This is a genomic window from Acidisoma sp. C75 (genome assembly GCF_054665095.1).
Genome location: NZ_BAAFHD010000013.1, coordinates 40,515 through 54,288 on the forward strand (window position 1 = coordinate 40,515; position 13,774 = coordinate 54,288).

A 13,774-nucleotide genomic window follows, 5' to 3' on the forward strand; every position below is an offset into this window, starting at 1 on the left:
CGGCCGCGCAAGCTCTGCTAGACTAGGCGGATGGAATTCCGCAGCCTCTACGAACACGGCTTCGCCCGCGTCGCCGCCTGCACCATCGCGAGCAGCCCGGCCGACCCCGCCGCCAATGCCGAGGCGCTGATCGCCGAGGCCCGGGCCTGCCACGCGGCGGGCGCCGTGCTCTGCGTCTTTCCGGAACTCTCGGTCTCGGCCTATGCCATCGACGATCTGCTGCTGCAGGATGTGGTGCTGGATGGCGTGCAGAGCGCGCTCGCCCGCATCGCCGAGGCGAGCCGCGACCTCACCCCCATCCTGCTGGTGGGCGCGCCCATCCGCCACGGCGCGCGGCTCTATAACTGCGCGGCCGTCATCCATCGCGGCAAAATCCTCGGCGTGGTGCCCAAGACCTACCTGCCGAACTATCGCGAATTCTACGAAAAGCGGCATTTCGCCTCGGGCGCCGGTACCGAGGGCTGCACCATCCGCCTGGGCGGCACGGAGATCCCCTTCGGGCCAGACCTTCTCTTCGAAGCCGAGGACCTGCCGGGCTTCGTCCTGCATGTCGAGATTTGCGAGGATCTCTGGGTGCCGGTGCCGCCCTCCGCCCATGGCGCGCTGGCGGGCGCCACCGTGCTCGCCAACCTCTCCGCCAGCAATATCACCATCGGCAAGGCGGAGACGCGGGACCAGCTCTCCGCGAGCCAATCCGCCCGCTGCCTCGCCGCCTACCTCTACGCAGCCGCCGGTGCCGGGGAATCGACCACCGATGTCGCCTGGGATGGCCAGGCCTCGATCTTCGAACTCGGCGAAGCCCTGGCCGAGACCGAGCGTTTCCCCCTCGCCGCCCAGCGGGCGATCGCCGATATCGATCTCGACCGGCTGCGCCAGGAGCGGCTCCGCATGGGCAGCTTCGAGGATAACGGGCGCGCCATCGGGCTTGTAGCGGATGATTTCCGGCGCATCGGCCTCCGGCTCGAGCCGCCGCGGCGGGACCTCGGGCTGAAGCGCCCCCTCGCCCGCTTCCCCTTCGTGCCGGCCGATCCCCGCCGGCTCGATCAGGATTGCTACGAGGGCTACAACATCCAGATCGCCGGGCTCATCCAGCGGCTGCGCGGCATCGGCCTGCCGAAGATGGTCATCGGCGTCTCGGGCGGGCTCGATTCGACGCATGCGCTGATCGTCGCCGCCCGCGCGGCTGATCGGCTCGGCCTGCCGCGCTCCCATATCCTCGCCTATACGCTGCCCGGCTTCGCGACCTCGGACGAGACCCGCGCCAACGCCATCCGGCTGATGCAGGCGCTCGGCGTGACATGGGCGGAACTCGATATCCGCCCGGCCGCGACCCAGATGCTGCGCGACATGGGCCACCCCTTTGGCCGGGGCGAGCCGGTCTATGACATCACCTTCGAGAATGTGCAGGCGGGCTTGCGCACGGACTATCTTTTCCGCCTGGCCAACCAGCAGGGCGCGATCGTCATCGGCACCGGCGATCTGTCGGAATTGGCGCTCGGCTGGTGCACCTATGGCGTGGGGGACCAGATGTCCCACTACAACGTCAATGGCGGCATTCCGAAGACCCTCATCCAGCATCTCATCCGCTGGGTCATCGCCTCCGGCCAGTTCTCCGAGGAAGTCGGCGCGGTGCTCGGCCGCATTCTGGCGACCGAGATTTCCCCCGAACTGGTGCCGGCAGCGGCGGGCGAGAAGCCGCAGAGCACGGAGGCGAAGATCGGGCCTTACGCGCTGCAGGATTTCACGCTGTTCCACGTGCTCCGCTACGGCTTCCGCCCCTCCAAGATCGCCTATCTCGCGCTGATGGCCTGGGAGGATGCCGGCCGCGGCGCCTGGCCGCCCGGCTTCCCGCAGGAACGGCGGCAGCAATACCAACTGCCCGAGATCAAGCACTGGATGCGCGTCTTCCTGCAGCGCTTCTTCGCCTTCAGCCAGTTCAAGCGCTCGGCCATGCCGAACGGGCCGAAGGTCTCGGCCGGCGGCAGCCTCTCCCCGCGGGGGGACTGGCGGGCACCTTCCGACGGCAATGCCCGCGCCTGGCTACACGAATTGGAGACCAGGGTGCCTGACGGCGATTCGGCGTGAGGCGGCCTCTTGCCAGCGCCGGCGCAGTCTGATCGAAGGGGCTATGACGACGAAGCTGACCGGCCTGCGCGTGCTCGTGCTCGAAGATGAAGCACTGCTCTCCATGCTGCTGGAAGACGTGCTGACGGAATTCGGCTGCCGCATGGTCGGGCCTTTCGGCCATTGCGCGGAAGCGCTCGCGTTTCTGCAGGCCGAGCCGGAAGGGTGCGACATCGGCATTCTGGACGTCAACGTCTCCGGCCAGAAGAGCGACCCGGTAGCCGAGGCGCTGGCACGGCTGGGCCGCCCCTTCGTCTTCAGCACCGGCTATGACGAGACGGTGCTGAGCCCGACCTTCCGGGCTCGCCCCTGCCTCAAGAAACCCTTCCGCCCCACCGATCTCGAACGCGTCCTGCTCGACCTCGTGCCGGGCTAAGGCGCGGAAGGGACTGCGGCGACCGGCCGGCCTGAACGCGCCGCTCAGACCTCCTCATCCGCCGTGCGGCGGACGAGCACCTCACGCTTGCCGACGTGGTTCGCCGGGCCCACGATCCCTTCCTTCTCCATCTGCTCGATCAACCGCGCGGCGCGATTGTAGCCGATCTGCAAGTGGCGCTGGATGAAGCTGGTGCTCGCCTTGCCTTCCCGCGCGACGACGGCGACCGCCTGATCGAACAGGCTCTTCTCGCCATCATTGGCGCCGGGCATGGCGTTGAGGCCGCCGCCGCCTGGCTCGTCCTGCGCTTCCGTCACTTCCTCGAGGTAATTCGGCTCGCCCTGTTCGCGCAGGAAGGCGACCGCATCCTCGACCTCGCGATCGCTGACGAAGGGGCCATGGACGCGGGTGATGCGCCCGCCGCCGGCCATGTAGAGCATGTCGCCCTGGCCGAGCAGCTGCTCGGCCCCCTGCTCGCCCAGGATGGTGCGGCTGTCGAACTTGCTGATCACCTGGAAGCTGATGCGGGTCGGGAAATTCGCCTTGATGGTGCCGGTGATGACATCGACCGAGGGCCGCTGTGTGGCCATGATGACATGGATGCCGGCGGCGCGCGCCATCTGCGCGAGGCGCTGGACGGCGGCCTCGATCTCCTTGCCGGCGACCATCATGAGATCGGCCATCTCGTCAATGACGACGACGAGGAAGGGCAGCGGCTCCAGCGCCAGGGGCTGTTCCTCGAAGATCGGGCGGCCGGTCTCCGCGTCGAAGCCGGTCTGCACCCGCCGGGTCACCACCTCGCCGCGGGCCCGGGCCTCGGCCACACGCTCGTTATAGCCACCGATATTGCGGACGGAGAGCTGGCTCATCGCGCGATAGCGCCGCTCCATCTCGCGCACGGTCCATTTCAGCGCCGTCACCGCCTTGGCCGGTTCCGTCACCACCGGCGCCATGAGATGGGGAATGCCATCATAGACCGAGAGTTCGAGCATCTTCGGGTCGATGAGGATGAGGCGGCAATCCTCGGGCGAGAGGCGGAAGAGCAGCGAGAGGATCATCGCATTGATGCCGACCGACTTGCCCGAGCCGGTGGTGCCGGCGACCAGCAGATGCGGCATGCGGGCGAGATCGACGATGACCGGCGCGCCGCCGATATCCTTGCCGAGCGCCAGCGGCAGGCGGCCGGAATGGCTGCCCCATTCCCCGACTGACATCAGCTCCCGCAGATAGACCGTCTCGCGCTTGGCGTTCGGAACCTCGATGCCGATGACGTTGCGGCCCGGCACGGTCGCGATGCGGACAGCGGTGACGGAGAGGCTGCGGGCGACATCGTCCGCCAGGCCGATGACGCGGGCGGAGCGGATGCCGGGCGCGGGTTCCAGCTCGTAGAGGGTGACCACCGGGCCGGGGCGGATTTCCACGATCGAGCCCTGCACCCCGTAATCGGAGAGCACCGTCTCCAGCAGCCGGGCATTGGCCTGGAGGGATTCGGCCGTCATCGCCTGCTCGTGCTGCGGTGGGGGTTCCTTGAGGAGCGTGATCGGCGGCAGTTCCCAGCCGGCATGGCTGATGGAGGGCGGCGGCTCGTCCCGCAGGCCGGGGTTGCGCTCGCGGGCGCGGATGCGTGTATCGCCCGCGGCCGCCGCCGCGCCGGCACGGCCGCCAGCCGCGAGCCCCACCGCCCCGATGCCGGCAGCGCCCGCCGCGCCAGCGCCTGAAGCCGCACTGGCCTGGGTGCCGAGGCCTGCGGCCGCCTGGCGCGCGGCCTTGGCAGGGCCGGCTTCGCGCCGGCGAAGCCCATCCTCCACCGCCGCGCCATCGGGCGGCATCGGCGGCAGGTTGAAGATCGGGTGCGGCGCCGCTTCCTCGGCGCGCTGGCCGCGCCCCCAATCCGGCAGATAGGCGAAGAGCGCGGGCAGGCGGCGGCCGAGGCTGCCGAGGCCGAAGGCGAAGCTGCGGCCGGAGCGGACGGAGAGCACCGCGGTGCTGGCCGCGCCCTGGCGCGCCTGCGCGCCGATCGCCCGCCACTCCCCGGCCGTGAGGCCAAGGCCGAAGGCGGCGAGGCCGAGGCCGATGACGGTCGCGAGGCTCCAGGCGATCGCGGCGCCGAGCGGACCGAAGAGGCTGCGCATCGACTGGATGAGGATGTGGTTCACGCCATAGCCGACCGCGCCACCCCAGCCGGCGGCGAGCCAGGAGGCGGCACCGCCCGGCACCGGCAGATGCGCGACGCTCCCGGCGAGCAGTGGCATGGCGAAGAAGAAGGCGAGCAGGCGGAAGGAGAGATGCGTGAAGCGCCAGCTTTCCGCGATCCGCCAGCCCCAGATGAGCATGATCCAGACCGGCAAGGTGCCGACGATGCCGAAGCCCTGCCAGGCGAGATCGGCGACCACCGCGCCCGTCGGCCCGGCAAGGTTGCGCACCACCGTGCCGGCGGTATCGAAGGAGGCATCCGCCGGATGGTAGGAGGCGAGGGCGACGGCGAGGGCGACGCCGCAAAAGCCGAGCAGGATGCCGGCAAGAGAGGCGAAGCGCCGGCGTAGCAGCGCCAGCAATGCGGGGGAGATGAGGCGGCGCGCTTCGGCGATTGCGGCCATGTGCTTCCTTGTCCTCGCCTGGCTATCCTTGCGGTCTCGCTATGCGCCGATGGGCCCGGGCGGCGCCGTCATCCTGGCCCGGCGCCCTGACCGGCCCCGACCTGCAGCGCACCCTGGCGCGGAGCTTCGGACGAACCCCCCGCAGGCGGAGCGCCCGGCTGCCCCGGCCCCTGATCAGAAGATGCTCGCGATCCCATGCGCGACATTGCCGAAGAAGCCGCGCTTCTGCCCACCGGCGGCGGGCTTGCCGTCGGCGGAGGCGGCGCGCACCTCGGACGGCGCGCTCGCCTGCACCAGGAGGGGCTTATAGACCGGGTGATAGACCGGATGATGCGGCAGGCCGCAGATATCGTAATCGAAGTTCGAGGGCTGCAGCATCGGCTTGTCATTGGCGAAATCCATCAGCGCCTTGGCCGATTTCAGCGCCAGAACCTGATCGAAGAGGCCGACATTCTGCTGGCAGAAGAGCGTGCCTTCCTTGATCGAGGCATCGGACTGCACATTCGCGAGCTGGGTGATGTAGCTGTCATGCTCGCTCCGCCAGCTGCGGCCGTAGCGGTGCGAAAAATAGCTGTTGAGCGCGGTATCCTCGCGCTGCAGCGTCGGCCGGAAGGACAGCACGAAGCTGTTGTAGCGATCCCGCACGTCGCAGGCGAGGGCGGTCACCATGAGCTGGCTCTTGAGCCCGGCAACGTTGATGGCGGTTCCGTCGTAGGGCTTCAGGCAAGCCGCTGAGGCCACGCCGGGAGCGAGCAAAGCGGTGGCCATCAAGGAAGCGAGCAGGCGTCGCATGGGTAACTCCGGGTCAATGACTGCGGTCTTTGGAGATCAAGGGCTCGGCAAGACGTGTGAGGTAAAGCCGGTATTCCTCAGATTTGCAAATAAAATTCTTCAGGTGCCAGCGGCCTCGCGGCCTGCTGTGCGGCGCAAAAATCGGGCGCTTTCAGGGAGTTGAATTCCGCGAGCGGAAAGCGGAAGGTGTTCATAGACGAAAGCGGCATGACAGGGAAAAGGGGTGGCTGACATTCCAGAGGATCTTTTTCACCACTGCGACCCTGGCCCCTATGTGTGCGAACTCGCCCCAGGCCGGCCAGGCGATAACGGCATCGCCCAGATGGTGCGGGACCGCATCAGCGCCATCGGCCTCGAAGGGCTGCGCAGCCGGGCGAGAGCCGCCGAAAACGACCTCATGAGCCTCGGCGTCACCTTCACCGTCTATTCGGATGCGACTGCGATCGACCGCATCCTGCCCTTCGACTGCATCCCCCGCATCATCACCGCCGCCGAATGGCGCCGCCTCGAAGCCGGGGTGCAGCAGCGCGTTGCCGCGATCAACGCCTTCCTGCACGACATCTATCATGAGCGGCATATCCTGCGGGACGGGACGGTGCCGGCCGAGCTGATCCTCGGCAATGCCAACTACCGGCCGGAGATGGAGGGCTTCCCCGTCCGCTTCGGCACCTATGTCCATATCTGCGGGATCGACATCATCCGCGACCAGCAGGGTGATTTCCGCGTGCTCGAGGATAATGCCCGCACCCCGTCCGGCGTCTCCTATGTGGTCGAGAACCGCCACCTCATGCGCCGCGCCTTCCCCGATCTGCTCGCCGGCATTCCGCTCATGCCGGTGGATGATTACGGGCGGCGGCTCCGCGAGGCGCTGACCGAGATCGCGCCCGAGGGGGTGGAGGATCCGCAGGTGGTGCTGCTCTCTCCCGGCATCTACAACTCCGCCTATTTCGAGCATGTCTTCCTCGCCCGCGAGATGGGGGTGCCGCTCGTCGAGGGTGCCGATCTCGTGGTCGAGGACGACCGGGTCTTCATGAAGACGACGGCCGGCTTACGCGCCGTCCATTCGATCTATCGCCGCCTCGGCGACGATTTCCTCGACCCCACGGTCTTTCGCCCCGAAAGCATGCTCGGCGTGCCCGGCCTCATCCGGGCCTGGCGGCGCGGCAATGTGGCGCTGGCGAATGCCGTCGGCACCGGCGTCGCGGACGATAAGGCGGTCTATGCCTACATGCCGCGCATCATCAAATACTACCTCGACCAGGAGCCGATCATCGCCAATGTCGAGACCCATATCTGCCGGGAGCCGGAGGGGCTTGCCCATACCCTCGCCCATCTCGACCAGCTGGTGACGAAGCCGGTGGGCGAATCGGGCGGCTACGGCATCACGATCGGCCCGCGGGCGAGCGCGGCCGAGCTCGAAGCAGCGCGGGCGGCGCTCATTGCCAATCCTGCCAACTGGATCAGCCAGCCGGTGATCGGCCTCTCGGTCGGGCCGACGCTGACGGAAGACGGCATCCGCCCGCGCCATCTCGATCTCCGGCCCTTCGCCGTCACCGGCCGCAGCACCTGGGTGCTGCCGGGCGGCCTCTCGCGCGTGGCGCTCAAGGAAGGCAGCCTCATCGTCAATTCCAGCCAGGGCGGCGGGTCGAAGGATACCTGGGTGCTGAGCGGGGAGACCGCGCGATGAGACAGGCCGGCTCCCTCCTCACCCGCTATGCCGAGAGCCTGTTCTGGATGGCCCGCTACATGGAGCGGCTGGAGAACCTCGCGCGCCTGGTGGACGTGACGCAGACCTTCGAGAGCCCCGGGCTCGAAACCGAGGCCTGGGATTCCCTCATCCGCATCCATGCCGACGAGACTGATTTCACCGCCCGCTACGGCGCCCCCTCGGCCGAGGCGGTGAAGCGCTTCTACCTGCTCGACCGCGAGAACCCCAATTCCATCGTCGCCTCGATCGAGGCGGCGCGGATGAACGCGCGGACGCTGCGCCCGATCATCAGCACCGAGATGTGGAAGCAGCTCAACGATCTGCACCGCGACCTGCTGCGGCTGACCGAGGCCGATCTCGACGGCGACAACCTCTCCCGCCTCTGCTCGCGCATCAAGGAAGCGGTGCAGGCCCATACCGGCATCACCGAAGGCACCTTCTTCCGCGACGAGGGCTGGCACTTCTACGAGATGGGCCGGCTGATCGAGCGTGCCGACCAGACCACCCGCCTGCTCGACATCAAGTTCCACCGCCTCTCGCCGCGCGGCTGGGAAGAGAAGCGGCAGGAGGAACTCACCCAATGGGGCGGGCTGTTGCGCGCGGTCGCCGGCTATCACGCCTTCCGCCGGGTCGCCCCCGTTACCTTCACGCCGGGCGATGTCGTCTCCTTCCTGCTCGCCGACCCGTGCTTTCCGCGTAGCCTGCTGCTCTGCATCAGCCAGACGGAATGGCACCTCTCGCGGCTGCGCACCACCTACGGGCTGCGCGGCACGCTGGCCCCGCTGGAGCAGATCGAGGAGATGCGCGCGGCCGTGCTCAATCAATCTGCCGAGGCGATCATTTCAATCGGCCTGCATGATTTCCTCGACGGCATGCAGCGCGCGCTGATCCGCCTGGCAGGTGCCATCGGCACCGGCTTCTTCCGCGATTGGCGACCCTTCGAGGCTGAAAAACAAGAACAAACCCAGATGAGCCGGCAAATCTAGGGCGCGGCGCGGCACGACCCGCCCGCCGCGCGCATAGCGGAGAAGAACTTTCCCGGATAGGGGATTGTCTTGCTGCGTCAGAGAAAATCCTTTTTATGACGCGCATGATTCCGGTCTCCCTCGATCCTCGGGCGCTGCGCCTGGCCTTGGCGGGCCATGGCGGCTCGGCCCAGCGCCGCTGGCAGCTGCTGGCCGAAGCGGGCGCCGATACCGCGCTCTGCTTCGCCGACGAGCCGGATGCGGTGCTCGCCGCCGCCGCGGGCCCCCGCTACCGGGAGGGCCTGCCGGATGAGGCGAGCCTCGCGAAGCTCGACGTGCTCTGGATCGTCGGCATGCCCGATGCGGAAGCGATCGCCCTTGCCGAGCGGGCGCGCGGCCAGAAGATCCTCGTCAATGTCGAGGATCGCCGGGCCCATTGCGTCTTTCATAACGCTGCCGAGGTGCGGCGCGGCGATCTGCTGCTGACGATCTCGACCAATGGGCAGAGCCCTGGCCTCGCGCAGAAGCTGCGCAGCCGGCTCGGCATGCTCTTCGGGCCGGAATGGGCCGAGCGCCTGGCGATCCTCGGCCGCAAGCGCGCGGAATGGCGCGCGGCGGGCGATGAGCTGCCCGCGCTCGCCGCCAAGACGGACGCCTTTTTGCAAGAGACCGGCTGGCTCGACGAGCTGGCGCCGCAGCGAAAGTGACAGTGACGACCATGGCAAGCCAGCCCCTTCTGCCCCAATCCGCCCCCTTCCGGCCGGAAGAGATCGCGGCACTCAACGGCGTTTTCACGAAAGCGACGCCGGAGCAGCGCGCCTGGCTCTCAGGCTTCCTCGCCGGCGTCCAGGCAGCGGCGGCACCAGCCACCGCCGCGGCCGCCGCCCCCCAGGCGCCGGCGCGCAAGGCGCCGCTGCTGATCGCCTTCGCGACCGAATCGGGCAATGCCGAGACGCTTGCCGCGCAAGCGCGCAAGGCGGCGCAGAAGGCGGGCTTCGCCGCCCGCGTCGCCGATGTCGCCGATCTGCCGCTGGCCGAGCTTGCCCGCGCCGAAAACGTGCTGCTCATCGCCAGCACCTGGGGCGAGGGAGACCCGCCGCAGCGGGCGCAGGATTTCATGACGGCGCTCCGGGCGGCGGATGCGCCGCGCTTCGAGAAGACACGCTTCAGCGTGCTGGCACTCGGCGACCGCGCCTACGTCAATTTCTGCCAGACCGGGCATGAGATCGACGAGCGGCTGGCGGCCCTCGGCGCCCGCCGCTTCGCGCCGCTCGTCGAATGCGATGTCGATTTCGCGGCCCCGGCCAAAAGCTGGATCGAGACGACGCTCAAAGCGTTGCAGAAGGAGACGGAGGCGGATCACGCCGTCATCCATGTCGATTTCGCGCGGCAAGTGCCGGCCGAGGCCGCCGAGAGCGACGAGGAGGGCGAGCCGCTCTATACCCGCGCCAACCCCTTTCAAGCCGAGATCCGCGAGCTTATCAACCTCAACGGCACCGGCTCCTCGGCCGAGACCTGGCATGTCGAACTCGGTCTCGAAGGCTCAGGCCTTGCCCATCTGCCAGGCGATGCGCTCGGCATCGTGCCCGAGAACGATCCCCGGCTGGTCGAAGAGATCCTCGCCGTCACCGGGCTTGCCGGGGATGAGACGGCGCGGCAGGCGCTGACCGAAGCCCAGGATATCACGACGCTGACGCGCCCGCAGATCGAGGCTTACGCCAAGCTCACCGATAGCGCGGAACTCCGCGCGCTGGCCGCCGATGCCGATGCGCTGCGCGCCTGGCTGCCGGGGCGGCAGGTGATCGACCTTTTGGAGGCAGCGCCGATCAAGCTGGACGCCAGCACGCTGACGAGCCTGCTCCGCCCGCTGCCCGGGCGGCTCTATTCCATCGCATCCAGCGCCCGCGCGGCCGAAGACGAAGTGCATCTCCTTGTCTCCGCCGTGCGGTACGAGACGCATGGGCGGAAGCGGCATGGCGTCGCCTCGGTCGATATCGCCGAGCGGCGGAAGAAGGGCGGCACGATCCCGGTCTATCTCAAGCCGAACCCGCATTTCCGCCTGCCGGCGAACCCTGATCAGAGCGTCATCATGATCGGGCCGGGCACCGGCGTCGCGCCCTTCCGCGCCTTCTGCCAGGAGCGCGAAGCGGATGGTGCGACGGGCCGCAACTGGCTCTTCTTCGGCAACCGCCACTTCACGCATGATTTCCTCTACCAGCTCGAATGGCAGGACTGGAAGAAGAGCGGGTTGCTGACGCGGATCGACACCGCGTTTTCGCGGGATCAGCGGGAGAAGGTCTATGTCCAGCACCGCCTCTGGGAGCAGCGGCAGGAGCTCTATCGCTGGATCGAGGAGGGGGCGGCGATCTATGTCTGCGGGGACGCGAATGCCATGGCGCGCGATGTGAACCACGCCCTCATCCGCGTCATCGCCGACCAGGCCGGGATCGACGAGGTGGCCGCCGGTGCCAGGCTCGACACGCTCCGCCGCGACGGCCGCTACCTGCGCGACGTCTATTGAAAGCCGCATGACCATGACCGACGAAACCGACAAGAAGCCGCTCTCCCGCAACGAGGGTATCAAGGCCGCGAGCCGGGGCCTGCGCGGCGGCATCGCCCAGGGTTTGCGCGATGTCATCACCGGCCAGCTGGATGAGGACGATACCCAGCTCACCAAGTTCCACGGCATCTACCAGCAGGATGACCGGGACCTGCGGCCTGAGCGCGGGCGCAAGAAGATGGAGAAGGCCTTCAGCTTCATGGCGCGCGTGCGTGTGCCGGGCGGGCAGATGACGCCGGCGCAGTGGCTGGCACTCGACGATATCGCCGAGGAGCGCGCCAACGGCACGCTGCGGGTGACGACGCGGCAGGCGATCCAGTTCCACGGCATTATCAAGAGCAACCTGCAACCCGCCATCAACAGCATCAACCAGGCGCTGATGGACACTCTGGCGGCCTGCGGCGACGTCAACCGCAACGTGATGGCGGCGGTCAACCCCTATCAGAGCGCGATCCATGCCGAGGCGCTGAAGCTCGCGCAGGATATCAGCGATCATCTCTCCCCGCGCACCACCGCCTATCACGAGATCTGGGTGGATGGGGAAAAGGTGATCGACGCCTCCGGCGAGGCGGGGGAGGACGAGGAGCCGATCTACGGCAAGACCTACCTGCCCCGGAAGTTCAAGGCGACGGTCGCCGTGCCGCCGCAGAACGATGTCGATGTCTATGCGCATGACTTGTCATTCGTCGCGCGCCTCGAAGGGGATCGGATCATCGGCTGGGATGTACTGGTGGGCGGCGGCATGGGCATGACCCATGGCGAGACCGACACCTTCCCGCGCACCGCCGATGTGCTCGGCTTCTGCACGCCCGATCAGGCGGTGGATGTGGCCGAGAAGGTGGTGCTGGTGCAGCGCGATTTCGGCGATCGTTCGGTACGCAAGCACGCGCGACTGAAATACACGATCGAGCGGCGCGGGATCGACTGGTTCCGCGCGGAGGTCGAATCCCGCCTCGGCTACAAGCTGGGCGCGCCGCAAAGCCCGGTCTTCGCGGGCCGGGGCGATCGCTATGGCTGGGTGCAGGGCGATGACGGGCGCTGGCATGTCACGCTCTTCCTGGAAAGCGGGCGCGTGAAGGACTGGCCGGAGAAGAAGCTGCAGACCGGCATGCGCGAGATCGCGCGGATGCTGGAGGGCGAGGCCGTGATCATCCTCACCCCGAACCAGAACCTCACCATCGCCAATATCGCGGAGGGGCAGAAAGCCGCCGTCGAGGCGCTGCTCGCCGAGCACCGGATGGAGATCACCGCCGATAGCGGGCTGCGGCGGAACGCCATGGCCTGCGTGGCACTGCCGACCTGCGGCCTCGCTCTCGCCGAAAGCGAACGCTACATGCCGCATCTGCTGACGCTGCTGGAGGCGGAGCTGGCGGAGGCCGGCCTCGCTCAGGACGAGATCGTCATCCGCATGACCGGCTGCCCCAATGGCTGCGCGAGGCCCTACCTCGCGGAGATCGCTTTCGTCGGGCGCGGCCCGGGCACCTACAACCTCTATCTCGGCGGCGATTTCGCGGGCGAGCGGCTCAACAAGCTCTATGCCCAGGATGTGGACGAGGCGGCGATCCTCGCCAAGCTCGGCCCGCTCCTGCGCGCCTATGCGCGAGAGCGGCAGGCCGGGGAGCGTTTCGGCGATTTCGTGATCCGCACCGGCCATATCGCGGCGACGACGGCGGGGAACAACTTCCACGCCAATCTCGCCCTCGCCTGAGGCAGGGCGCGGGCCCGGCCACGGGCGGCGGCGCGCCGATCGCGATCGCCATCGCGGCTCTTGTCGCGGTGGCGATGCGCGCGCGATAAACGCCGCCGATAGGCTTTCATGAGGACCGAGAATGATCCACGTCATCGCCGTGCTGACCGCCAAGATCGGCCACCGTCCCTCCCTGCTCGCAGCCTTTCAGGAGATCGTGCCCGCGGTGCGCGAGGAGCCCGGCTGCATCGAATACCGGCCCGTGGTGGATGCCGCGCATTCGCCGGTGAAATTCGGCGCCGATACGCTGGTGGTGATCGAGACCTGGGAGAGCCAGGCGGCGCTCGATACCCATAACGCCGCCCCGGCCCTTCGCGGCTTCATGGAGCGGGCGAAGCATCTCATCGCCCAGGCCGATGTCTATCTGCTGGAAGATGCCTGAGGGCGGGCCCGGCGCTCAGACATAGCGCCGGCCGCGATCGAGCCCGCGGGCGAGCAGAGCGACTGCCTCCCGCAGAGTGGCGAGGCGAATGGCCGTGCGGTCCCCGGGAAAGATTTCCTGCCGGCTCAGCGTGCCCTCGGGCGCGGCGAGGCCGAACCAGACGAGGCCCACCGGCTTTTCCGCGCTGCCGCCGCCGGGCCCGGCGATCCCCGTCACCGCGATCGCGAGATCGGCGCCACTCGCCGCCCGCGCGCCCTCGGCCATGGCGCGGGCCACCGCCTCGCTCACCGCGCCATGAGCCGCGATCATCGCCGCCGGCACGCCGAGCATGCGCGTCTTGGCAGCGTTGGAATAGGTCACCGCGCCGCTATCGACGATATCGGACGAGCCCGGAATGGCGGTGAGCAGCCCGGCGATCAGCCCGCCGGTGCAGCTTTCGGCGGTGGTGATGCGGCGCCCCTGCGCGCGCGCCGCCGTGAGCAGGCTTTCCGCCGCGGCCAGCAGATCTTCGGGAAACATGCCG

At 68.3% G+C, this 13,774-nt stretch carries 11 protein-coding genes; 8 read left to right on the plus strand and 3 right to left on the minus strand.

The annotated features are described in order from the left end of the window. Positions 1 to 30: 30 nt before the first annotated feature. Positions 31 to 2,085: an NAD(+) synthase gene (locus ACYQ7X_RS16110; RefSeq protein WP_459698090.1), complete on the plus strand. Its 2,055-nt coding sequence runs from the start codon at positions 31 to 33 to the stop codon at positions 2,083 to 2,085. Between the two features lie 43 nt (positions 2,086 to 2,128). After that, on the plus strand, positions 2,129 to 2,500 hold the full coding sequence (locus tag ACYQ7X_RS16115; RefSeq protein WP_459698091.1) for a response regulator: 372 nt from the start codon (positions 2,129 to 2,131) through the stop codon (positions 2,498 to 2,500). A 44-nt stretch (positions 2,501 to 2,544) separates the two neighbouring features. On the opposite strand, the gene ACYQ7X_RS16120 is transcribed toward ACYQ7X_RS16115, so the two are convergent. Further along, the gene (locus ACYQ7X_RS16120; protein WP_459698092.1) at positions 2,545 to 5,097 is read right to left on the minus strand and encodes a DNA translocase FtsK; all 2,553 of its coding nucleotides are present in this window, start codon (positions 5,095 to 5,097) and stop codon (positions 2,545 to 2,547) included. Between the two features lie 174 nt (positions 5,098 to 5,271). Beyond that, positions 5,272 to 5,889 (minus strand): hypothetical protein, encoded by a 618-nt coding sequence (locus ACYQ7X_RS16125; RefSeq protein WP_459698093.1) that lies wholly within the window; start codon positions 5,887 to 5,889, stop codon positions 5,272 to 5,274. Between the two features lie 223 nt (positions 5,890 to 6,112). Here ACYQ7X_RS16125 and ACYQ7X_RS16130 point away from each other — a divergent pair, with 223 nt between their 5' ends. The 6 genes from ACYQ7X_RS16130 to ACYQ7X_RS16155 all read left to right on the plus strand — a co-directional run bounded on the left by ACYQ7X_RS16130 (position 6,113) and on the right by ACYQ7X_RS16155 (position 13,251). Further along, positions 6,113 to 7,576 (plus strand): circularly permuted type 2 ATP-grasp protein, encoded by a 1,464-nt coding sequence (locus tag ACYQ7X_RS16130; protein ID WP_459698094.1) that lies wholly within the window; start codon positions 6,113 to 6,115, stop codon positions 7,574 to 7,576. Then, positions 7,573 to 8,583: an alpha-E domain-containing protein gene (locus tag ACYQ7X_RS16135; protein ID WP_459698095.1), complete on the plus strand. Its 1,011-nt coding sequence runs from the start codon at positions 7,573 to 7,575 to the stop codon at positions 8,581 to 8,583. The genes ACYQ7X_RS16130 and ACYQ7X_RS16135 overlap by 4 nt, the downstream gene beginning before the upstream one ends. A gap of 95 nt (positions 8,584 to 8,678) precedes the next feature. After that, positions 8,679 to 9,269: a precorrin-2 dehydrogenase/sirohydrochlorin ferrochelatase family protein gene (locus ACYQ7X_RS16140; protein WP_459698096.1), complete on the plus strand. Its 591-nt coding sequence runs from the start codon at positions 8,679 to 8,681 to the stop codon at positions 9,267 to 9,269. 11 nt (positions 9,270 to 9,280) lie between these two features. Next, positions 9,281 to 11,083 carry a diflavin oxidoreductase gene (locus ACYQ7X_RS16145; protein ID WP_459698146.1) on the plus strand — a complete coding sequence of 601 codons (1,803 nt, stop codon included), beginning with the start codon at positions 9,281 to 9,283 and terminating at the stop codon, positions 11,081 to 11,083. Between the two features lie 7 nt (positions 11,084 to 11,090). Continuing rightward, a complete protein-coding gene (locus ACYQ7X_RS16150; RefSeq protein ID WP_459698097.1) occupies positions 11,091 to 12,830 on the plus strand; it encodes an NADPH-dependent assimilatory sulfite reductase hemoprotein subunit in 1,740 nt (579 codons plus the stop codon). A gap of 121 nt (positions 12,831 to 12,951) precedes the next feature. Then, positions 12,952 to 13,251 (plus strand): putative quinol monooxygenase, encoded by a 300-nt coding sequence (locus tag ACYQ7X_RS16155; RefSeq protein WP_459698098.1) that lies wholly within the window; start codon positions 12,952 to 12,954, stop codon positions 13,249 to 13,251. 15 nt (positions 13,252 to 13,266) lie between these two features. On the opposite strand, the gene ACYQ7X_RS16160 is transcribed toward ACYQ7X_RS16155, so the two are convergent. Next, positions 13,267 to 13,770 (minus strand): CinA family protein, encoded by a 504-nt coding sequence (locus ACYQ7X_RS16160; RefSeq protein ID WP_459698099.1) that lies wholly within the window; start codon positions 13,768 to 13,770, stop codon positions 13,267 to 13,269. Between the last annotated feature and the right edge of the window lie 4 nt (positions 13,771 to 13,774).